Source organism: Scytonema sp. NUACC21 (assembly GCF_054684315.1).
The window spans coordinates 304849-326934 of the sequence record NZ_BAAFZH010000108.1 but is presented as its reverse complement, the minus strand read 5'-3'; the positions used below and the strand labels follow the sequence as shown (position 1 = coordinate 326934).

15 protein-coding genes are annotated in these 22086 nt (G+C 40.6%); 13 read left to right on the top strand and 2 right to left on the bottom strand.

The window, feature by feature from the left end; genetic code table 11:
* Nucleotides 1-2: 2 nt before the first annotated feature.
* Together ACYRY3_RS41875 and ACYRY3_RS41870 are read right to left on the bottom strand one after the other, a co-directional pair.
* Nucleotides 3-146 (bottom strand): hypothetical protein, encoded by a 144-nt coding sequence (locus ACYRY3_RS41875; RefSeq protein ID WP_460207745.1) that lies wholly within the window; start codon nt 144-146, stop codon nt 3-5.
* Between the two features lie 247 nt (nt 147-393).
* Nucleotides 394-1242 carry a substrate-binding domain-containing protein gene (locus ACYRY3_RS41870; RefSeq protein WP_460207814.1) on the bottom strand — a complete coding sequence of 283 codons (849 nt, stop codon included), beginning with the start codon at nt 1240-1242 and terminating at the stop codon, nt 394-396.
* Between the two features lie 260 nt (nt 1243-1502).
* Here ACYRY3_RS41870 and ACYRY3_RS41865 point away from each other — a divergent pair, with 260 nt between their 5' ends.
* The 13 genes from ACYRY3_RS41865 (at nt 1503) to ACYRY3_RS41805 (ending at nt 21984) form a co-directional block, all read left to right on the top strand.
* Nucleotides 1503-1865, top strand: coding sequence for a type II toxin-antitoxin system RelE family toxin (locus tag ACYRY3_RS41865; protein ID WP_460207744.1), 363 nt, complete (start codon nt 1503-1505; stop codon nt 1863-1865).
* A 918-nt stretch (nt 1866-2783) separates the two neighbouring features.
* The gene (locus tag ACYRY3_RS41860) at nt 2784-4010 is read left to right on the top strand and encodes a glycosyltransferase (protein ID WP_460207813.1); all 1227 of its coding nucleotides are present in this window, start codon (nt 2784-2786) and stop codon (nt 4008-4010) included.
* 106 nt (nt 4011-4116) lie between these two features.
* Entirely contained in the window at nt 4117-5301 is a 1185-nt protein-coding gene (locus ACYRY3_RS41855; protein WP_460207812.1) for a glycosyltransferase family 4 protein, read from the top strand.
* A 131-nt stretch (nt 5302-5432) separates the two neighbouring features.
* The gene (locus ACYRY3_RS41850) at nt 5433-7712 is read left to right on the top strand and encodes a WD40/YVTN/BNR-like repeat-containing protein (RefSeq protein WP_460207743.1); all 2280 of its coding nucleotides are present in this window, start codon (nt 5433-5435) and stop codon (nt 7710-7712) included.
* A 38-nt stretch (nt 7713-7750) separates the two neighbouring features.
* On the top strand, nt 7751-9157 hold the full coding sequence (locus tag ACYRY3_RS41845; protein ID WP_460207742.1) for a GumC family protein: 1407 nt from the start codon (nt 7751-7753) through the stop codon (nt 9155-9157).
* 44 nt (nt 9158-9201) lie between these two features.
* Nucleotides 9202-10455, top strand: a complete 1254-nt coding sequence (locus tag ACYRY3_RS41840; RefSeq protein WP_460207741.1) for an O-antigen ligase family protein — start codon at nt 9202-9204, stop codon at nt 10453-10455.
* 59 nt (nt 10456-10514) lie between these two features.
* Nucleotides 10515-11480 (top strand): glycosyltransferase family 2 protein, encoded by a 966-nt coding sequence (locus ACYRY3_RS41835; RefSeq protein WP_460207740.1) that lies wholly within the window; start codon nt 10515-10517, stop codon nt 11478-11480.
* Nucleotides 11481-11525: 45 nt separating this feature from the next.
* Nucleotides 11526-12509, top strand: a complete 984-nt coding sequence (locus ACYRY3_RS41830) for a glycosyltransferase (RefSeq protein WP_460207739.1) — start codon at nt 11526-11528, stop codon at nt 12507-12509.
* Between the two features lie 280 nt (nt 12510-12789).
* On the top strand, nt 12790-14211 hold the full coding sequence (locus ACYRY3_RS41825; RefSeq protein ID WP_460207738.1) for a glycosyltransferase family 4 protein: 1422 nt from the start codon (nt 12790-12792) through the stop codon (nt 14209-14211).
* 63 nt (nt 14212-14274) lie between these two features.
* Entirely contained in the window at nt 14275-15561 is a 1287-nt protein-coding gene (locus tag ACYRY3_RS41820) for a lipopolysaccharide biosynthesis protein (RefSeq protein WP_460207737.1), read from the top strand.
* Nucleotides 15562-15619: 58 nt separating this feature from the next.
* A complete protein-coding gene (locus tag ACYRY3_RS41815) occupies nt 15620-16579 on the top strand; it encodes a glycosyltransferase family 2 protein (protein ID WP_460207736.1) in 960 nt (319 codons plus the stop codon).
* 511 nt (nt 16580-17090) lie between these two features.
* Nucleotides 17091-21230 (top strand): beta-ketoacyl synthase N-terminal-like domain-containing protein, encoded by a 4140-nt coding sequence (locus tag ACYRY3_RS41810; RefSeq protein ID WP_460207735.1) that lies wholly within the window; start codon nt 17091-17093, stop codon nt 21228-21230.
* A 52-nt stretch (nt 21231-21282) separates the two neighbouring features.
* Nucleotides 21283-21984, top strand: coding sequence for a Rossmann-fold NAD(P)-binding domain-containing protein (locus ACYRY3_RS41805; protein ID WP_460207734.1), 702 nt, complete (start codon nt 21283-21285; stop codon nt 21982-21984).
* The last annotated feature ends 102 nt before the right edge of the window (nt 21985-22086 follow it).

Here is a 22086-nt window from a genome sequence, read left to right as displayed (position 1 = left end):
TACTAGTTACTTTTTTTGGGCAACTGTTGTATGGGCTGAGGCGGTTCAAGCAGTTTGAGACGGTTGGTGTTGGAAGAAGAATCGACTTTGGCAATGATTTCGCTCAGGCGATCGCTACTTCCGATTGATCTGTGTTGTCTTGCCATAATGTGTACTCCTTAGTCGGTAGAGACCCTAATAAAAAAGACAAACTAAGATTATATACTGAGATAGGGTTTTGTGTCAAGACCCAATATTGGTATTGGATCGTTATATCTATGGTGTATCATCATTTGTGCTTTTGAGGATAGTACTCCCGATACTATTTTTTTAAAAAAAAGTGAAGAAAATCTAAAGATTTGGGTTTGTACGCAAATCTTACTACGTTGCGATCGCATGGGGGCAGGGAAAATCCTAGTGGGAAGGTGGCAGAAAACCAGAATTACATAGAACCGCAGCGGCTTGTCTACTCCGAACAAATGCGAGAAAACCTTTAACCTTAAGGTAAGAAGATTTTTTTGAGATAATTCCAATGGTACGTACCATCGGATATTTACCTGTCTGTACATTGTCTGGAGTGGCTGCTACACCATTCAGGCTAAGATTGTTCGCAGATAAACGTTTAGAAGTCGCATACCCAGAGGAGAAAGCCCCAATACTATAGGGAACATTCTGTACTGCCGCGATTGCATCGTTTTCTTCTCTAAGCAAAATTGCTGTCTTTGAGTTTTTCAAATCTTCACCCAAATAGTATGAACGAAGAAGGCGCTTAGCTGACTCCTCCTCAGGTAAATCCAACACAATAATCTCAGCATCTGGTCCCCCCATCTCTTTCCAATTCTTAAGAGTGCCGGTGTAAATTGCCTTGAGATTGTCCGTTGTCAAGTTAGTAATACCCTCGACGCTAGAATGAGTGGCAACTAAAATGGCATCCTTAGCAACTTCCCGATACTCCAATGTCCTATCTTTTAAGGTCAACTGTTCGCTCACACTTCCAATATCAAACAGGTCATTTTTCACTCCAGCCAGAATAGCCATTGATTGGTTTGCTGGCACAAAGGAGACTTGGGCGTTTTTAACCTGAGATATATAGGCATCAGCTAGTATGTTCATAGCTAGATAAGTGCTAGCATCGCCAACAATCCTAATTTCTTGTTGCGTTGGAGAGTTTGCTGACAGCTTATGACTATAGCGAATGCTATTGTCGGTCGTGCAACCAGATAATGCCCCGAAAAATGTACATATAAGAGGGATTGCTACCAACCATAAGTGCCTTAATTGTTTTAGGTTACTCCTTATGTAAAGTCCCTCGCATCGCCCAAACAGGTTAAACCACGAATTCATCTATCGCTCCTGCCGAAGTATATCATCTCTGTCGCCAGAGAGAATTGAAAGTGCCTACCCACACAGCTACACTTATAGCTCAATATCCCATACTCCTAAAGCAGGAAGAGACTATTGGGAATTGATTTGATAATCTTAGAAAGAACAGAAAACTTAGTATTTGAGCAGGGTTAAATTATATGCCCAATCCCCCTGCATTTTCATCTAAAAAAGCCCTCATTTTAGCAGCACTTGTAGCTAGAACTGGTTATGAAATCATTTTTTCAGTGGCAGCTATTAAAGATTTACGTGGTTTAAAAGGAAATGTCCGCCTTCATATACGCAAAGCCATAGCAGAAAATTTAAAATATGAACCAATTAAAAACAGCAACGCTCAAATAAGCAGCTTACAACATCTATCTCAAGTGCAGTATCAAATGGCTGTGGATAACTTTTGTATTTTTTACACTGTGACAGAAACAACAGTTGAGATTTTGGCGATTTTACCTAAATCAAAAGCTAAGTCTTGGTTAGAAAAGATGGGAGAAATAGAAGAATTTTAAAAACAAGGCACTTTTAGAAGATATTTGAAGGTCTTCCTTTGCAGGATTTCCATTCGTCATTAGAGGGAGTTTAGGTAAATTTAAATTTTGTCACATAGTCTTGGGAAAGACATCTTTGAAGTATCTCTACAAAAAGGTGGATGCCAAATTTGCGTTGCTTGTAATACATATCAATAATGTAAAGACATTTTTGCAGCGTTTCTACCAAAAGGAAGGCGTCAAATTTTAAGAAAAATAATGTAAGTATAAATTACAGGTAAATTAAGTACACTTCTTAATTGGAAAGCTATTTGTACCTATATTTAACTATATTTGAAAGCCTTTAATAGTAAAGGCTGTAAGTAAAACTACCATAAATTTGATAAGAAGATATATCGGTTCGGCTTTATTTGATGAAATTCAGTAATTATAATTAAATTACTTTTCGTGTTAAAAGAGAAAATTTTAAACAATAGATCGATTTTAAAATTATCTTAAAAGTATCTATAAATATATAAGTAATTCCCTCAAATCAGTAATTTTACTGAAAAATATATTAAAGACAAAATTATAGAAAAACTAGGTTTTTAATCGTAAGTTTATACACAGAGCTATTTTTTTTGTGATATCACTATATTCAGTGAATCGCAAAAGCACTTAACTGAAAAGGCAATGAATGAACTTATATAATAGAGGGAATCTAAACTGGATATCAAAAGACGAGACTCTATAAAAACTACTAAATCTTGACGTTCTAAGTGAAAAATTGTAAATTGGTGCGTAATAGAAGCAATCAGAAAAGGCATTTAGAACTTGTTGAAATAACATTGCTAACGCTAGCTCTGTTTTATTGATTTTGCGAGTTTTTACTCATTAATAAAATCAAAAATTGCTGAAAAAACAAATATATGGGAACGCTGAGAGAGCCGAGTGATGATTATACGCAAGCCTGTGCTGACAATTTTCTACCAATTCAATCCTTGGAATAGTACAATCGGAGGAATTCAAACACTAATCAAAACTTTTATTAAATATGCTCCTAGTGAATTTGAAGTAAGACTGGTAGGAACGGGATGCGATCGCGATGGAGCAATCGGTAAATGGGAAGTCACAGAATTTGCTGGTAAAAGAATTAGTTTTCTGCCGTTATTTGCATTAGAGAATGATAACGTTAGAAGCCGAATACCAACAACTCTCAAGTATACAGCTTCTCTTTTACAGCATTGTTGTGACTCGGACTTTTTGCACTTCCATAGGTTGGAACCCACCTTAGCATCTCTTCGTTGGAGTGGTGAGAAAACTCTGTTTATTCACAATGATATTCAGACACAGATGCAAGGAGCAGGTGATGCAAAGGCAATACTTTGGCGGAAATTTCCTGCTGCTTATTTTACTCTAGAAAAGTTTTTAGTCAGCCAGTTTAACCAAATACTGTCATGCAATACGAATGCAACAGAGTTATATCGAGAGCGTTATCCACAGATTGCAGATCGTGTTGCTTACATAAAAAATTCATTCGATGATGAAATTTTCTACCCCTTGAATTTAACAGACCGGGAAGCTCAAAGACGCAAGTTGGCTTCTAAGTTAGGTTTGTCAGAGGGCACAAGTTTCATTTTGTTTGCTGGTAGACTCCATCCACAAAAAGATCCAATTTTGCTAGTACGTGCGTTAGCACAACTCCTGACGACTTTAAGAGAACCTAACGTTCACCTACTTATAGCAGGTCATGGGGAGTTAGAAGCAGAAGTCAGTGCAGAAATTGGTCGCTTGGGGTTATCTGGTAGAGTCACCATGCTGGGTGCAGTGACCCAAAGAGAATTGGCACAGTTACATCGTATATCCAATGTCTTTGTTTTAACGAGTGCTTATGAAGGTTTACCTTTGGTAGTTCTGGAAGCGCTTGCAAGTGGCACACCTGTTGTGACAACTCAATGTGGGGACACTCCAAAACTACTGACGCCAAATAGCGGAGTTGTGTGTTCTGAACGTACCCCAACTTGCATAGCTGATGCTTTAAAAAATGTACTGCTACATCCAGAAAAATACCCAAGCAAGGCTTGCGTACATAGCGCTAGCCCCTATGCAGCAAGTGCTGTTGTGACCCAAGTCTACAATCAAATGTGGCAACGTTGGGAACAGCGCTATCTCGCTACTGCTAGCTAAGGTTTTTTCTTCCTCTGTTGAAGTTTTCACATGAAATCCCTGGATTGAGGGATAAATAAACACTTTATCTTACGTACACCTAATATTTGGAGCAACACAAATGAGTCTGAAAATTGCTGTTATTGGCGCAAAGGGTCTTCCTCCCAAGCAAGGTGGTATCGAGCATTATTGTGCAGAAATTTATCCTCGCATGGTGGCACGAGGCAATGAAGTAGATTTGTTTGCGCGATGTTCTTATACTGACAGTGGTTGGGCGGAAAGTTACGACTATCAAGGAGTGAGAGTTATCCCTCTACCTGGATTCGATGTGAGAGGAGTAGACGCCTTTGTTACTTCAGCGTTAGGAGCGATCGCCGCGACAGGCAAAAAATATGATATCGTACATTTCCACGCTCTCGGGCCATCTCTATTTACTTTTCTACCGAAAATTGTCACCTCTGCAAAAGTTGTCGTTACCTGTCAGGGTTTAGACTGGCAACGTGCAAAGTGGGGTACCTTTTCGACTCGCCTGATTCAAATGGGAGAAAAGGCAGCTGTCAGGTTTGCCGATGGGCTAGTTGTCGTATCTGATGCACTTCAAAATTACTTTTTACAAACCTATGGTAGGGAAACTTATTATATTCCCAACGGTCCTGCTACCTACGGTGAATCAGATCCAGAGTTTACCTACGGTACCTCCCTTGGTTTGGAGCAAGAACGCTACATCTTATTTTTAGGAAGAATTGTACCCGAAAAACGCCCCGATCTTCTTGTTGAAGCCTTTAGCCGCTTGAAACCCTCTGGATGGAAACTGGTATTAGCTGGAGGGGTTAGCGATACTAAAGCATTTACCTCCCAACTTCTTGAGAAAATTGCAAAGAATGGCGATATCGTATTTGCGGGTGAACTTCGCTCATCCCGACTTTGGGAGATTGTCCGTGGCGCTGGCTTATTTGTTCTGCCATCAGATTTGGAAGGATTACCTCTAGCCATGTTAGAAGCAATGCAGCAAGGGGTACCGGTGGTAGCTAGTGATATTCCACCCCACCAGCAATTGATTGATGAAGATCGGGGAATGTTGTTTGAAGCTGGAAATGTAGAATCTTGTGTTCGTTCCTTGGATTGGGCGATCGCGCATCATGACAAGATGAAGCTCATGGGTAGTAAAGCACAAAAGTATGTGCAACAGAACTATAGTTGGGAACGGATTACAACTGACAACTTAAAACTGTATGAAACTCTCTCTGGCCTACCTGGTAAGTCCTTTAACGAGAAAAATGAGAGTTTCCAATTAAAACCCGCCAATACTTAGTGCTAGCCCCAGATGTCATTGTTCCCTCCGCAAAGCATTTTTGCAATCTGAGAATGTGAATGCAACGAAGTGAAGCATGACGTTTTTATACCCACAAATGCAATCTGGAAAACAACGTAGGGATTGCACCGATGGAAAAAAAATCCCAAAGATTATACCTAAAAAAGTTGTTTTTACTGCTTGAGCCAGTCACCGGAACAGTCCAGCGCTACTTGCTTTTGCAATCGAAAACACGCGCTAAATACTGGCTTTGCTTGCTTTATACTGCTCCAATCTTCATACTATTATCAGTGTTTTTGCTGAAAACAATAGTAGCTAATAGTGCTAAGGTGAATAAGATTACAGGATTGGAAGTTGTACAACCAAAGTTAACTTCTGATTGGCAAAATGTAGCCATAGGCGGGGGGGGTTATGTCACTGATATATACCTCCACCCAAAGGAATCAAACTTGGTTTACATAAGAACAGACAATGGTGGTTTCTTTCGTTGGAATCCCAAGGAAGAAAGTTGGATAGCACTTACAGACCATCTGACTTCTTCGGATATTAATTATTCTGGCGGAGAAGCGTTAGCTATTGACCCCAACAATCCAAATTTAGTGTACATAGCAGTGGGTAAGTATTTAGGGTATCCAGGTGCGGTCTTTAAATCCATAAATCGGGGTGTGACTTGGGTGAAATCAGATATGCAACTACCAATGGGAGGCGATCTTAATAAGCGTTGGACGGGAAATAGACTCACAGTCAATCCAATTGACTCCAACATATTGTTATTCGGTTCGCGACAAAACGGTTTGTGGCGCTCTCAAGATGGGGGAATGACTTGGTCTGAGGTGAAGGGTTTATCAGCAAAACCTGACCCGGAAGTTGGAATTTTAGCGATCGCCTTCAATCCAAAAGTACGCGACCTAGTTTACTTAAGTGCTTACGGAGATGGGATATATCAATCCAAAGATGGGGGAATAACCTGGAACAAAATACCAAATAGCCCCACAAAAGCGATGAAATTGGTCGTTAGTACTGATGACATCTTATACGTAACAACTGCGGGTTCTCCCGGTGTTAGTAAATTTGTTAACGGAAAGTGGCATGATATTACTCCCTCTTGGTTTGCCCATAAAGTTTTCAATGGTTTGAGCATTCATCCAAAAAACCCTCAAGAGGTACTGGTTGCTCTAGGAGAGACTGGTTCTGCCAAAATTTTCCATTCTCAAAACGGAGGAGCCTCTTGGACAGAAAAGCAAGCCAAGATTAACAACACAGTCGCTTGGTGGTCTGAGAAATTTTTCAGCGACCATACCTCAGCTATTGAGTTTGACCCCCTGGTTCCAGATCGGGTGTGGTTAACTGATTGGTTTGGAGTGTGGCGCACGGAAAATGTCAACACCAATCCTGCTCGTTGGACAAACTACACCAAAGGACACGAACAACTTGTCACTTTTACCCTAGTTTCCCCTCCATCTGGCGCATTATTGTTAAGTGGTGTAGCTGATGTCGATGGGTTCTACCACGGTTCTTTGTACACTTATCCAACCCAACGCCTTGGTTATACAAAATTAGGCTTCTTTCAAGAATACTTGCAAGACACATATAGCATTGCCTTTTGTGCCAACCAACCCCAATATCTCGTGCGCGTTGGAGGAAATCGCTGGAACTCTACTTATGGTGGAGCAATTTCCAAAGATGGAGGTTTGACATGGCAACCCTTTTCAACATTTCCGACGAACACCATACCTCTAAGAGTATCCATGTCAGCCGATAATCCTAAAAACTTTGTGGTTGTCGTTAAAGAAGGTCAACCATTGCAAACAAGTGATGGCGGTCTTTCTTGGCAAGCAATTTCCAGTTTACCAAAAGGCTTTCCCGGTTCTAAATTTCGCGGACCTTGGAACTGGTCTCAACCTTTAGCCGCCGATGGAGTCAACGGAGATAAATATTACTACTATGCTGACGGCAAATTTTACCAAAGTGGCGATCGGGGTTTATCCTTCAACACCATAAACACTTCCTTGCCAAAAGCAGACTATTACCTCGTCAAAAGTACACCAGATGTTGAAGGAGAAGTTTGGGTTAGTTTGGATAAACACGGTCTATATCACTCCACAAATGGGGGTAAGACCTTTAACAAAATTTCCCAGGTTAAAAGAGCGAAACTTTTTTCCCTTGGTAAAGCACCAAAAGAGAGTTCTACATCTGTTTTATATGTTTATGGAACTATGACTAACCAAGCAGAAGGAATTTTTGCCTCTCTAGATAAAGGTAAAACTTGGAGAAATATAACTCAATCATCCACTCCTCTTGGCGAACAAGTGAATGTTTTAGAAGCAAGTCTACAACAGTTTGGTTTGGTTTTTATGGGTACGAGTGGCAGAGGAGTTTACTTTCAAAAAGTTTTTCAGAAGAACTATTAATTTTTCTAAAAAATCCTGATAACAAGTAATTAAATTTCATGACTAAGACCATAACAATTCCTAGTTCTCATAGTCCTTGGGTTTTCAAAAAATGGCAAGGTTATTTGTTACTTTGGCTCGTGATGAATTTCATGATTTGGAGTGTGGCTTTACTTTATTTAAAAAATCAATCTCCTACTTACAAAAGTCAATGGACTATTAGTCTGCCTATTGCTAAGTCATCTACAAACATCAGTGTACCGGGCATTGGGGAAGCATCTTCTTCAAGCGATTCTCCGTTTGGGAGCCAGTCATCCGATCCCAGAGAAAATTACAAATTTCTTGCTCAAACTGAAGAAGTTCTTACAGCAGCTGCCAATGAACTCAAGATACCCGTTAAGAAATTTGGAAAACCAAAAATCAAAATTTTAGATAATACAACTCTCATACAGTTTGAAATTGAGGGAGATAGTCCAGAAGCGGCTCAAAAAAAGGCAATTGTTCTTCAAAAAGCCTTAGAAGCTAAATTAGACGAATTAAGAAAAACAGAAATAGGCAAACAAGACCGCAATTTAGAGGTTGTATTGGGTACAGCGGAAAAAAAATTGCAAGCAGCCCAGCAACGCCTTGCTGAATATCAAACTCGTTCCCGCTTAAGTTCCAACGAACAGCTACAAGATCTATCTCAGAATATTGAGGGATTACGCCGGCAGAAAGCAGAAACTTTCGCGCAATTGGGACTTGTCAGTGCAAGATTGAGACAACTTTCGGCAAGTTTAGGCTTGTCTTCACAACAAGCCGTTGATGCTTTAACACTGCAATCCAATCAGATATTTCAGCTTTACCTAGCCGATTACAGCAAAGTCAGTGCTGAGTTAGCTAATTTAAGCGCTAAATATTTGCCTTCTCACCCCACAATTATCACCAAGCAGGAAGAAAAAGAAGCTGCGTTGACAGCACTGTTGCAACAGGCAAAATCCCTGTTAGGGCGGTCTGTTTCTTCATCCTACCTACAACAATTAAACATCAGTGGAGGTGGTTCAGCGAGCTTGCCCGGACAACGAGCAACCCTCTTCCAAGAATTAATTTCACTACAGACACAACAACAAGGGCTGCAAGCGCAAGGTCAAGAACTTGGGCAACAAATTAAGCAACTAGAATCTAGGTTAACAATACTCACCCAGCAGGCTTCAAAATTGGATAGCTTGCAGCGGGATACCAAAATTGCAGAAGCAGTTTTTTCTTCTACTTTAACAAGATTAGATGTTAGCAAATCTAATATTACTGCTTCTTATCCAGAAACCGCAGTCTTATCGATGCCAAATTTACCAAAAGAAACTAGTGGTCTTAAAGAAGAATTTGTTGTGTTAGGTACAGTTATAGGTTCTCTCTTTCTAACAACAGGAACGATATCTGTATGGTTAATTACTAACAAAAATAAACGTATTAGAGCTAAAAAATGGTAAGTCTAAATGATAGTTAAGAGAACATTTAATTACATTTTAAAAAAGTGAACGATAACCCAATCAAGCCACAAAATTTACCTGAAGTTCTCATTTGGTATTACATTATATTTACTTATCTTATATATTTGCTGGGAGCGCAATTTGTACTTGCCCCTATTTTGGCTTCTTTTTTAGCATTTTGTACCCTAAAAAAGTGGTGCTTTCAAAATGAAGGTACACCCTTAGAGGAAAGAATACAAATTTCACCCATCGTTTGGGTGTGGCTCATTACCGTACTTGTTATAGAATTTGCTTTAATTGTTGGACATTCAAATTTTGATTTAGGAATTAGTCAAATTTTGAAATCCACATTAAACTGGTATAGAAATTGGGTATTATTAGTTTTATTTCTAATAGCAGGTCATCTCAATATCAGACCTCAATTAATATATCGTTCTATTTGCATACTGGGATTGCAAACTTTAATTATAGTCATCATTGCCTACATTGCTAATATCTTACATCTACCAGATCTTTACTATATTTCTCCATTAAAAATTTTTGGAGGGGTGAGAAATAGTTACGAAGTTTATTTATTTCATATTCTTGATGACGGTCAAAAACGCATGCAATTATTTGCTCCTTGGCCTCCTGCCTTAGGCATGATAGGTAATTTATACTTTTGTATCGCCTTACAGGAAAGCAATAAAAAGTGGCGATTGGCTGGGATGGCTGGTGGTGTAGCAATGATTATTGCATCTGTCTCTAGATTAGCATTGTTGTGCTTACCCTTGGTTTTAGGAGTAGGGTGGCTACTAACAAATTTTCTCCGACCTTGGGTACAGTTAGCAGCAGGTTTTGCAAGTACTCTGGTAACGATATCTGCTCCAACTTTAATAAGTTTAATAGCAACTCTTAAAGAGGATTTTAGTAAAGCACGTGCTGGTTCTTCAAAAGTGCGCGAAACTCTACAACGTATAGCAGTAGAACTTTGGTGGAATGAGGCTCCTATTTGGGGACATGGACGTTTGGAAGAATATGGGCCAGCACTTGTGGGCAGAATGCCAATTGGTTCCCATCATACCTGGTTTGGAATTTTATATGCTCACGGATTGGTTGGTTGTTTAGCCTTAGTGTTAGCTTTATTGTCTAGCTTTATTTACTTACTTATTAAAGCAAAAGATAACCATTTTGCCCGGTTGGGTCTTAGTATTCTGATAATTATGGGTTTATTTAGTTTTGCTGAAAATCTTGAAGGTTTTACATATGTGTATTGGCCAGCATTACTGACTTTAGGTATTGCTTACAGTAAAACCTAATAGTGAAAAAAGCACTTTTCGCGATATTTATTCACAATGATTTTTTGGAGATTCAAAATATGTACAAAGTTTCTGTAGTCATTCCCGCCTATAATGCGATGCCTTATCTTCGAGAAACAATGGAAAGTGTTCTCAACCAAACTTTTAATGGTTTTGAAGTTATCGTTGTTAATGATGGGAGTTTAGATGAAACAGAAAATTGGGTTTCTCAGATTCAAGATTCTAGAGTTAAACTGATTTCACAGGAAAATCAAGGTTTGGCAGGAGCAAGAAATACAGGGATTTTACATGCAAAGGGTGAATACATAGCATTTCTCGATGCAGATGATACATGGGAACCAACAAAATTAGAAAAACAAGCTTGTATCCTCGATCGCAATCCAGAAGTTGGTTTGGTTTATACATGGGTTGCTTACATTAACGAGCAAAGCCAATCGACTGGAAAAGTATTCAAAAATCAGTCAGAGGGTAATGTTTGGAAGCAGCTGACAGAACACAATATTGTGGAGTGCGGTAGTGTTGCAATGGTACGTCGCACCTGCTTTGAAGATTGTGGGGTATTTGATAGAAATTTAGGTTCCTACGTAGAAGATTGGGATATGTGGCTTCGCATAGCATCTAAATATCCCTTTAAAGTCGTAAAAGAACCTTTAGTTTACTACCGTCAGCGCTCAAACAGTGCGTCTAAAAATTGGGAAGCAATGGCACAAAGTTTTCAAATGGTAATTGAAAAAGCGTTTGCGACAGCCCCAATGGAGTTACAGCCTTTAAAGAATAAAAGTTATGCTGCAGCGAACCTTTGTTTAGCTTGGAAACCACTACAAAGTCAGCAAAAAGAGTATAAAAAATCAATTTATTTTCTTGAGCAAGCCTTAGCATATTTTCCTAAAATACGCTTTTCTAAGGAATTTATTCGTTTAAGTGTAGCCGTGACTGTTATGCGCTGGTTGGGAGCAGATACTTACAAGCAATTACTTGCAATATTTCACACTTTACGTCGATATGGAGTAGCTGTTGTACGCTAAATCTTTAATTTTCATCGCTAGTAAATTATTCTGAGGTTTTTCAATATGCCCAAAATTTCTGTTATTATACCTGCATACAATGCAGAAAAAACTATCAGGGCTACTATAGATTCTGTTCTGGAACAAACCTTTAGAGATTTTGAATTAATTATCATTAATGATGGTTCAACAGATAACACTTTAGAACTGCTTCACAGTATTCAAGATGCACGATTAAAAATTTTCTCCTATGCAAATAGTGGTTTACCAGTTGCTCGGAATCGCGGTCTTGCTCGCGCCACTAGCGAATACATTGCCTTTCTTGATGCTGATGATTTATGGGCATCAGATAAGTTAGAACTACAGTTACTAACTTTGGAGCAAAATCCAGAAGCTGGAGTTGCTTATAGCTGGACTTATTTTATGGATGTGGATGAACAAGGTAATCCAGTCTCATTTCTTCCTTCTCCGTCATATTGTTTTGTAGGCGATGTTTATAAAAACTTGTTGGTTAGTGATTTTATACATAGCGGTTCAAATACGTTGATCCGCAAGGAAGCTATAGAGTCAGCAGGAGAATTCGATTCCACATTGAAATCATGTGAGGACTGGGACTATTGGTTGCGTTTAGCAGCCCAATGGGATTTTGTTCCAGTTTTCAAGCATCAAATTTTCTACCGCCGCACTCCTGGGGCAATGTCCTCCAAAGTTGAGGTCATGAAGCAAGCCTCACTCATTGCAATGGAAAAAGCATATAAAGCTGCCCCACCAGAACTGCAATATCTCAAAAAATATACCCTTACTAATTTTCATAAATACTGTGCTAGTTTGTACTTGCAATATCACACAGATATAGATGGTCTCAATCAAGCACAGCAACATTTGTGGTCTGCAATCTACTTACACCCTCAAACTTTACTTGAACGAGCTACTCAAAAATTGCTGATCAAGTTGTTGGTGAAACGAATATTTCCACCAAATGTTACCAGGCATTTATTCTACTGGATACGAAAAGCTCTTGCTATAAGCAATCCACGACTTCAAGCATGAAAACTCTCAAAATTTCACAATGTGCGCGATGAATTTATCTCAGCTCTAGACCGGGCAAATGTATGTACTGCCAAAGTTTGCTGCGAGGAAGAACTAGGCTTATCCTTGTTAAATCCTTCTCTTTTAGAGCGAATAAGACAAAAGGTTGTGTATAAAGCAAAATCTCTCAAGGAGCAGTTAACACACGCCATAGTTAAGTTGCTTTTAGGCAATAAAAAATTTAAATCCTGCAATAAACTCATCAAAAAACATAGTACCTGTGTAAAATCAGCCAATCTTTATGTCACCAATAGACTATCAAAACACCAAGCATTGTGATTTAGAATATCAGGAGTTACTTTTCAAAACCACTGACCCAGAGCCGACAATTGCTTTATTTCCTGTGGGGGATTTGCTCGAAGACTTTCTGGACAGCATTGGGATTTCATTCGAGGCTTTCTGTAACGAGTTTGTCGGTAGCTGGATGTTCGGATATGTCGATGCTCTGCAAAGGGTTGGTGTACGAACGATCCTGTTCTGCTTTTCGGCTCAGGTTGCTACAGTGTCGCGTTTCACCCATAAACCCACTGGCGCTACTATCTGTGTTTTGCCCCCAACTCGGATATATAGGGGTTTCCGAAAACTCCGGCGCAATTCACTTAAGCTTTATGGCGCAAGTGAAGGTCAATCTTTTAAAGATATTCAGGATGATAATCACCTGCGCCGTTCTTTACTTACACCAATTAAGGATTTAGCAAAAAGTTTAGGAACTTACTTATCTACACCCCTGAACTTATTAGCCCGCGAACTGGCGCTAGAGGGTTGCCAAGCCATCTTATGTCAAGAGTACGAGTATGCTCGCTTTGATGTGTGTGTGCTTTTAGGAAAGTTAATGCGTATACCAGTGTTTGCTACTTTTCAAGGCGGCGATCGCACCTTGAGTTGGCTTGAATCTCCTCTACGACAACTGGCATTTCGAGGGTGTACGGGGGTGATTATCGCAACACAAACAGAAATTCAACGTGTTTGCGATCGCTATCAAATACCTGCATTCAAAATTGCTAGAATTTTCAATCCCCTAGATGTCACCTCTTGGCAACCGATAAGCCGCCAGCTGGCAAGGGAAATGCTGAACATTCCCTTAGATGCTAAAGTTGTTGTGTGGCACGGACGTGTTGAAATTAATCGTAAGGGATTGGATATCCTTTTGCAAGCTTGGCAGCAACTGTACGACCGAGGCTGCGGACAAGACCTAAGATTGTTGGTTATAGGAACGGGGAGCGAGGCTGAAAGATTTCAGCAACAAATCGATCGAGAGCAACTTCAGGGCGTGATGTGGCTCAACGAATTTGTTAGCGATCGCACCTTAATACAAAAATACCTTTGTGCCGGTGATGTTTACGCTTTTCCCTCTCGAAAAGAAGGCTTTCCTGTTGCCCCAATTGAAGCCATGTCCTGCTGTTTGCCATTAGTAGCCGCTGCAGCACCTGGTATACCTGATATCCTCGAATACGGTGAAGATTCTGGTGGCATTATTGTGTCTCGTGAGGATGCTGCAGCATTAGCAACAAAGCTTGGTGAAATTCTAGATAACCCAGCCCTTGGCTTAAAGTTGGGACAGCGTGCCCGCGATCGCGCCATAACTGGTTTTGCACCTGAGGTCATTGGCAAGCAACTACGAGATTTACTATTAACAGCAACTAGAAGTCAAACAATGTGCTAATACACGCATTGTGCAAACAGCAAGCAAAATGCCATTTATGACCTTCACTTTCAATACCTCTAAATGCTAAGCAATAACTTAAGAATCGCTAAATTTAAGCAAATACTATCCGGTCAATTTATTCGCAACGTTGGCTGGCTTGGAGGAGCAGAGTTAGTCAATAGGATTTTTCGTTTGGCAACGACAGTCACTCTCGCTCACACATTCAGTTCTCAAGATTACGGTTTAGTAGCAATTGTTTACACAATTGTTGACTTTTCCAAGGTTGTCACCCTTCGAGGTGGAATTGGGGCTAAGATTATTCAGGCTGATGAGGAAGATGTTAAAACTATCTGTGATACAGCCTATTGGTTGAATTGTATTTTATCTGTTTCACTGTTTATTCTTCAATGTATTGGCGCATTTATTATTGCATCTTGGGTAGGTAATAGCCAAATTATTTTGCCTGTTTGCACTGTTGGTTTAATGTATTTGATGTTACCTTTCTTTACAATACACAGTGCATTAATTGAAAGAGAAAATCGGCTGAAAGTTACCGCAATATGTAATGCGACTCAATCAATACTTGGGAACCTCATTACTGTCATTTTAGCTGTTTTAGGTATGGGAATCTGGGCTATAGTTTGGTCTATGGTTTTAACAACTCCAATATGGATTGTTATTAACTGGAGAAATCACTCTTGGCGACCTCCTAAAAAGTTTCAATTACAAGGATGGCAGAAAATTTTAGAATTTGGTAAAAATATTCTTTTTTTAGAATTATTAAATAACCTTAGGATGAACATAGATTATTTAGTAATTGGTAATTTTTTAGGAATTAATGCTTTAGGTATTTACTATTTCGCCTTTAATGCCGGATTGGGAATTAGCATGAATGTTATAAATACATTCATGTCAGCTTTGTATCCTTACATTTGTGCTGTGCGTTCTAATTATACTGAATTTAAGCAGAGATACTTTAAGAGTCTGAGAAAAATTACCTTAGTTGTCGTGCCACTGATTCTAGCTCAATCATTTCTAGCTCCATTCTACGTGCCAATTATATTTGGACAAAAATGGGTAGAAGCCACTCCAGTATTAATAATGATTTGCTTATCAGTTATACCACGCACCTTTGCTTGGGCTGCTTCTTTGTTACTCAATGCTATAGATAAAACCCATATTCGGCTTTATGTAGACATAATTTTCACTGTTGTATTTGCAGTTTCTATAGTCTTGGCAGTCAATTGGGGAATCTTTTGGGTAGCCGCAGTAGTCCTGTTATCTCATGTTCTAGTTTTGCCTCCTTTCATCATATGGACTCATCGATACGCATTTAATAGAAAGTTACATTTTTCTGACACCAATTAACAAATGGCTTTCCAGATGCTCTAAAGCACTCCTAAATCATTAGTACAAGGAAACAGGGATGTCTATAGGAGTAAATGAAGTGAATAATAATCCTCTTGTTTCAATTATAGTTCCAGCTTACAATGCCGAGCGTACCATTTTAGACACTATCCAATCCGTTCAGCAGCAAACCTTTTCTAATTTTGAAATCATTGTCATCAATGATGGTTCCACAGATAACACCTTAGAATTACTTAAAAGTGTTTGTGATGAACGTTTAAAAGTTTTTTCCTATAAAAATGGAGGAATTTCGACAGCTCGCAATTACGGAATTTCTCACGCCAGGGGAGAATTTATTGCTTTTCTTGATGCCGATGATTTGTGGACAACCGATAAACTCGAACTACAATTAGCTGCTTTACAAAAACATCCAAAGGCTGGAGTTGCTTATAGCTGGACTTATTTCTGGCATGAAAAAAAATCTGTATACGAGGGGAAACCTATATTCTTTCAAGGCAATGTACAAGCCAATTTATTGGTTGATGACTTCATTTCTAGCGGTTCCAATACTTTGATTCGCCGACAAGCAATTGAATCAACAGGGGAATTCGATCCGACACTCATCTCATGTGCGGACTGGGACTACTGGATTAGGTTAGCAGTTAATTGGGATTTTGTTGTAGTTCCCAAACACCAAGTTTATTACCGTGTCTCTCCCAACTCTATATCATCCAACATTGAGGTAGTGGAAAAGTCAGCTATGGCGGTGGTGGAAAAGGCATTTGAAAACGCCCCTACTAACCTAAGATACCTCAAAAATCAAAGCTTGGCTCGAGTTTATCAGTATTGCACTCAAAAATATTTACAGCGCAAGGAAAACAGCTTTGATGCAGTCAATCAGGCAGCTAAGAGGCTGTCGATAGCAATCTACTTGCATCCACCAATTTTGCTACAAAAATACACTCACACTTTACTGAAGTGGTTGCTTAAAAAGTGGGTACTCGTCTTAACTGCAAAATCCGTAAGCTTTAGCAATTAACCGTAAGGATTCAGGGCGGAATAGTACGAGTGCAAAATAATCACGGTTGCTGTAATCGAACCTTTCCTTCTTACAAAGCAACAAAATCTCCTATTTTGCCGAAAGAATATCTCTGTCCAATTGTTTTCGGAATTCCTAGACTAGTGAGTGAAGTTAATACACGAGCTACCAACTGAAGTTAGAAGTACAAATTTACCTCACCCGTAAAGGGAACGAGTATGAAGACAAAAGGGTGTCATTGGTTTCGCCTATCAAGGGTGACCGTACAGCTACTCCGTTTTGACTTCATCTTTTATCCTTGAGACTTCTTTAATAAAAGTTGGCGTTTTTCTCGTGTTTTGGACTAACTCGATGGGTAAATTGTCTTGGAACATCGCGACATTTAGAAGAACTTTTATCAAGTGTTCATTCGGTCACCACCTATTAGTTACATGTATTGACTGCATTATTTAGCTAAAGTTCCCCTTGATAATTGTAAAGCAATCAAAACCATAAAGTAAATCAGGAGTTGATGACAGTGGAGCAAAATACTTCCCAAAAACAAGAAACAACCAAGATAACGACTCAAACTGAGAAGTCATCCCATTATCAACGGCAACAAGTCCCCATTGCGATTGTCGGCATGGCTTGCTTATTTCCCAAAGCTAGGAATTTGCAAGAATATTGGAACAATATTGTTGGCAAAGTCGATTGTATAACGGATGTTCCCCCTTCCCGTTGGGACATAAAAGACTACTACGATCCAGACCCCAAAGCCCCTGACAAAACCTACTGCAAGCGAGGTGGATTCCTTCCAGACACTGAGTTTAATCCAATGGAGTTTGGGTTGCCTCCCAGTATTCTGGAAGCGACTGATATTGCCCAGTTACTCTCGCTTGTTGTTGCGAAAGCAGCGATAGAGGATGCGGGTTACGGTGAATCTCGAAATTTTAGTCGAGAACGCACTGGAGTTGTCCTGGGCGTGGTAGGGGGATGTATGCAATTGATTGTCCCTCTGACTACCCGATTGCAATATCCTGTTTGGGAAAAGGTTCTCAAAAGCAGTGGTTTGTCGGAGCAAGATACACAAAAAATTATTGAGAAAATGAAGTTGGCGTATGTGGGCTGGGAAGAGAATTCCTTTCCTGGTTGGCTAGCTAATGTAGTTTCTGGACGTATTGCTAACCGTCTGGATTTGGGAGGCATGAACTGTGTTGTGGATGCTGCCTGCGCCAGTTCGCTCACATCCATCAAAATGGCAATGAGCGAGTTGATTGAGGGTCGAAGCGACATGATGATTGCTGGTGGGGTTGAAGCGGATGCTTCTGCTTTCAACTATATGTGTTTTAGCAAAACGCCCGCCGCATCTAAAAAAGATTTTTTGAATCCCTTTGATGTAACGTCGGATGGCATGATGATAGGTGAAGGGATCGGGATGTTAGTGCTGAAACGTCTTGAGGATGCAGAACGGGATGGCGATCGCATTTATGCAGTTATCAAAGGAATAGGAACTGGCAGTGATGGTCGATACAAGAGTATTTACGCTCCTCGTCCGGAAGGGCAAGCTAGAACCTTGCGTCGTGCATATGAAGATGCAGGCGTCCCCCCTGCAAGTATTGGTCTGCTCGAAGCTCATGGTACGGGAACCCCAGCAGGTGACCTATGCGAAATCACTGCCTTAAAAGAGGTTTTCAGCGAAAATAACCCCAATAAACAGCACATTGCCCTTGGAAGTGTTAAATCCCAGATAGGACATACAAAGGCAGCAGCAGGAGCTGCAAGTTTAATCAAAGCTGCTCTATCTCTACACCACAAGATTTTACCACCGACTCTGAATGTGACCCAACCGAATCCCAAGTTTCAGCTTGAGGAATCTCCGTTTTACCTAAATACGGAATCTAGACCTTGGTTGCCAACAGAACCCGGTACACCAAGACGCGCTGCAGTGAGTTCGTTTGGTTTTGGTGGAACAAATTATCATGTGGTTTTGGAAGAGTACACCAGCGAACATAAAGATGCCTATCGCTTGCACTCTGTTCCTCAGTCAATCCTAATTTGGGCTGAAAGTCCAGAACAGTTGTTAGAAAAGTGTGAAAATGCACATTCACAGTTACAATCCGATACTGGCAATCGGTATTACAACCAACTGATTAACTCTTGTAAATCTGTCGTTCCTGTCGCTGCTGCTAGGGTGGGGTTTGTTGCAACATCCCAGGATGAGACGAGTGAATTGTTACAGATAGCAATTAACCAGCTGAAAAAACAACTGCAAGCCGCATCTTGGGAACATCCCCGTGGTGTCTACTACCGCAAGACGGGTATGTCCCTCCAAGGCAAAGTAGTGGCTCTCTTTCCAGGACAGGGCTCCCAATATGTAAATATGGGAATGAAATTAGCTACTAACTTTCCCGTCCTGCGCCAAGTCTACAACTCTCTGGACAATCTCTTCGTTCAAGATGGTTTGCAACCCCTGTCTCAAGTGGTTTTCCCAAATCCCATATTTGACAGCAATCAAAAAGCTGAGCAAGCTCAAAAACTGCAGCGAACAGAAAATGCTCAACCAGCTATTGGCGCTTTTAGTGCAGGTCTATATAAGATACTGCAACAAGCCGGGTTTAAGCCAGATTTTGTTGCAGGTCACAGCTTTGGAGAACTAACGGCTCTTTGGGCTGCTGGGGTTTTAAGTGACGCAGATTACTTTTACCTCATCAAAGCTAGGGGTCAGGCAATGAGTAGCCCACATAATGGTGCTGATTGTGATGCGGGAACCATGTTGGCTGTCAATGGGGATGTGAATTCTATCCTGGAGATTATCAAGCCTCTGTCTCATCTGAGTATTGCCAACTACAATTCCCCAAATCAGGTCGTGCTTTCTGGAGCTAAACCAGAAATCGCAGTTGTACAACAAATTCTGACCAAACGCGGCTATTCTGTCACTCCACTACCCGTATCAGCAGCATTCCATTCCCGTTTTGTCAATCATGCCAGCAAACCATTTTCTCAGGCTATTCAGTCTGTCACCTTCAATAGCCCGAAAATCCAAGTTTATTCCAACACCACAGGGGAAGCTTATTCCAGCGAGTCTGAAACGATTAAAACAACTTTAGAAGCTCATCTTCTCAAATCAGTTCGGTTTACGCAAGAAATTGAGAATCTTTACGCTGCTGGTGGCTATTGCTTTGTGGAAATTGGTCCGAGGCAGATTCTTACCAATTTTGTCAAGAGTATCCTTGGCGGTCGCCCCCATCTAGCTATAGCCTTGAATCCCAGTCGGGAAAAAGACGGGGACTTACAGTTGCGACAAGCAATGATGCAATTGCGTGTAGCTGGATTACCTTTACAAGATCCAGACTCTTATCAACTTGAGCCTTCTGCGGTTGGAGTTGTAAAAAGCAGCCCATTGAATATAGTCCTCAGTGGCAGTAATTATGTCAGCGAGAAAACAAAAGCAGCTTTTGAGCAAGCTTTGCGAGATGGTCATAAAATAGGGTCTCCTGCTGCTGTGTCCAGTTCCCCCGAAATGACTCCTGTAGCTGCTCATGTCAACACGGATATCATTTCTTGGCAAATGCCTGAAGCTACTCCTTTAGCTACAGATATTAATGCAGAGATAATTTCATCCGAAATATCCAATGCTGACTGTGTAGCTATAACTATCAATAAAGACGTGATGTCTTGGAAGTTGTCTGAAGCTACAAACTTCGACACCGACGCGATACCAACTGAAGTTATTGCTACAACATCTCAGTACGCGTTCACAGAGACTCACAGTTCAACGGATTTTGAAACCATTGTACCTATCATTGAGACAAAAAACATGTTGCAACCTACTCTGACTCAACCTTCCTCTTCTAATATGCAAGGCACAAACAATACTGTAGAGAAAATCTTGCTTCATTTTTATACTCATCAGACAGAAGTACTGCGGGTACACGAGCAATATCTTAAGAGCCATGCAGAATCTTCTCGCTCGTTTTTCCAGTTGATGCAACAATACAATTCGCATTTAACAGGTAATAACAGCTCCCACTGGGTACAGTTTGCACCAGAGATCGCATCAACTAACCCTCCACAAGCTAGCTTAGTTGCAAATGAAGTCTCTAAACCAGATGCTAAAGAACACCCTAATTCGGTTGTGACTCATACAATTGAGCGAGACAATAAACCGCAGGCTACCGACCATACCTTGGCTTTTACCGTACCAGTTGCTCAACCACAGGCTACCCCAGTCAAGACATCAGACACTACATTGACACAGCCAGACATAGAAGCAAAGTCTCCTGCAGCAAAAGTAACAGCACCTGTTGAGTATGTTCCAACCCCCACTCCACAAGCCAGTCCATCTCCTCAATTTGTCTCTAATGACACCTTGACCCCACCATCGGTAGAGACCGGCAATGACCTTTCTATCACCCAATCCCTCTTAGAGACGATTAGTAGCAAGACGGGCTATCCAACAGAAATGTTAGAGATGGAAATGGATTTAGAAGCAGATTTGGGTATTGACTCAATTAAAAGGGTAGAAATTATCGGTGCAATGCAAAACCAATTCCCCGACTTACCCAGGTTAAGTCCAGATGAATTGGGAGAACATCGCACCATCGGCAAAATTGCAAATTACTTGGGCAAAAAGATAGCGGATACTAAAAAAAAATGCCTTAGTCACGTATGATAAACAGCAATGTCCGGTAAACCACAACATTCGGCGCTGTCTGGTCAAACTTATGCCTCTACCTACACCTGATTTTTGGGAATTTACTTTACCTGAGTCTCGTACTTGCTTGCTCACTGATGACGGTTCTTCTACTACCAATACGTTAGCTCTGATGTTAATGGAACGAGGTTGGCAGGTAGTTGTTTTAAGTTTTCCTCTAAGTGTAATAGCAGAACGTCAACCTCTACCTCCAGGAGTTCACCGCATTGCACTCACTGATTTAAGCGAGGAGCAACTGCAACAGCAACTGGCAACGATCGCTAACACTTACGGTTCGATTGGTTCTTTCATCCATCTACACCCTGTCAGTCAAGAGTTACAAACACAGAGACTCTTTTATCCCAAATCAGAAATGTCAATCCTTAAGTACGTCTTTCTTTTAGCCAAACACCTAAAGCAATCCCTTAACAAGGCAGCACAAACAGGACGTAGTAGTTTTCTTACTGTTGCTCGGCTTGATGGTGAGTTTGGACTGGGAGCAAGAATTGACTTCAGCGCCCTGAGTGGTGGTTTGTTCGGTCTCGCAAAAACTCTCAATCTAGAGTGGGAAGAGGTATTTTGCCGAGCCATTGACCTGAGCCCTGAATTAAACCCAGAAGCAATGGCAAACTGCATTTTGAGTGAAATGCACGATCCAAATTCCTTAATTTTAGAAGTTGGATACAACTTACAGGGAAGAGTGACTCTGGCGTGCGAAACAGCCGCCGCCTAATCATCCACGGGGTTAACTTTGATAAATTCTACGATGGTTCACTTATTGGGTTTCTTGAAGCAAGAAGCCCACCATCCAAATCCCTGGATTAGAACATTAGGA

Excerpts from the sequence above, each read along its gene's own strand:
- ACYRY3_RS41875 (WP_460207745.1), bottom strand. The coding sequence starts at position 146 with ATGGCAAGACAACACAGATCAATCGGAAGTAGCGATCGCCTGAGCGAA.
- ACYRY3_RS41865 (WP_460207744.1), top strand. The coding sequence starts at position 1,503 with ATGCCCAATCCCCCTGCATTTTCATCTAAAAAAGCCCTCATTTTAGCA.
- ACYRY3_RS41850 (WP_460207743.1), top strand. The coding sequence starts at position 5,433 with ATGGAAAAAAAATCCCAAAGATTATACCTAAAAAAGTTGTTTTTACTG.
- ACYRY3_RS41845 (WP_460207742.1), top strand. The coding sequence starts at position 7,751 with ATGACTAAGACCATAACAATTCCTAGTTCTCATAGTCCTTGGGTTTTC.
- ACYRY3_RS41835 (WP_460207740.1), top strand. The coding sequence starts at position 10,515 with ATGTACAAAGTTTCTGTAGTCATTCCCGCCTATAATGCGATGCCTTAT.
- ACYRY3_RS41830 (WP_460207739.1), top strand. The coding sequence starts at position 11,526 with ATGCCCAAAATTTCTGTTATTATACCTGCATACAATGCAGAAAAAACT.
- ACYRY3_RS41825 (WP_460207738.1), top strand. The coding sequence starts at position 12,790 with ATGTCACCAATAGACTATCAAAACACCAAGCATTGTGATTTAGAATAT.
- ACYRY3_RS41820 (WP_460207737.1), top strand. The coding sequence starts at position 14,275 with ATGCTAAGCAATAACTTAAGAATCGCTAAATTTAAGCAAATACTATCC.
- ACYRY3_RS41815 (WP_460207736.1), top strand. The coding sequence starts at position 15,620 with ATGTCTATAGGAGTAAATGAAGTGAATAATAATCCTCTTGTTTCAATT.
- ACYRY3_RS41810 (WP_460207735.1), top strand. The coding sequence starts at position 17,091 with ATGACAGTGGAGCAAAATACTTCCCAAAAACAAGAAACAACCAAGATA.
- ACYRY3_RS41805 (WP_460207734.1), top strand. The coding sequence starts at position 21,283 with ATGCCTCTACCTACACCTGATTTTTGGGAATTTACTTTACCTGAGTCT.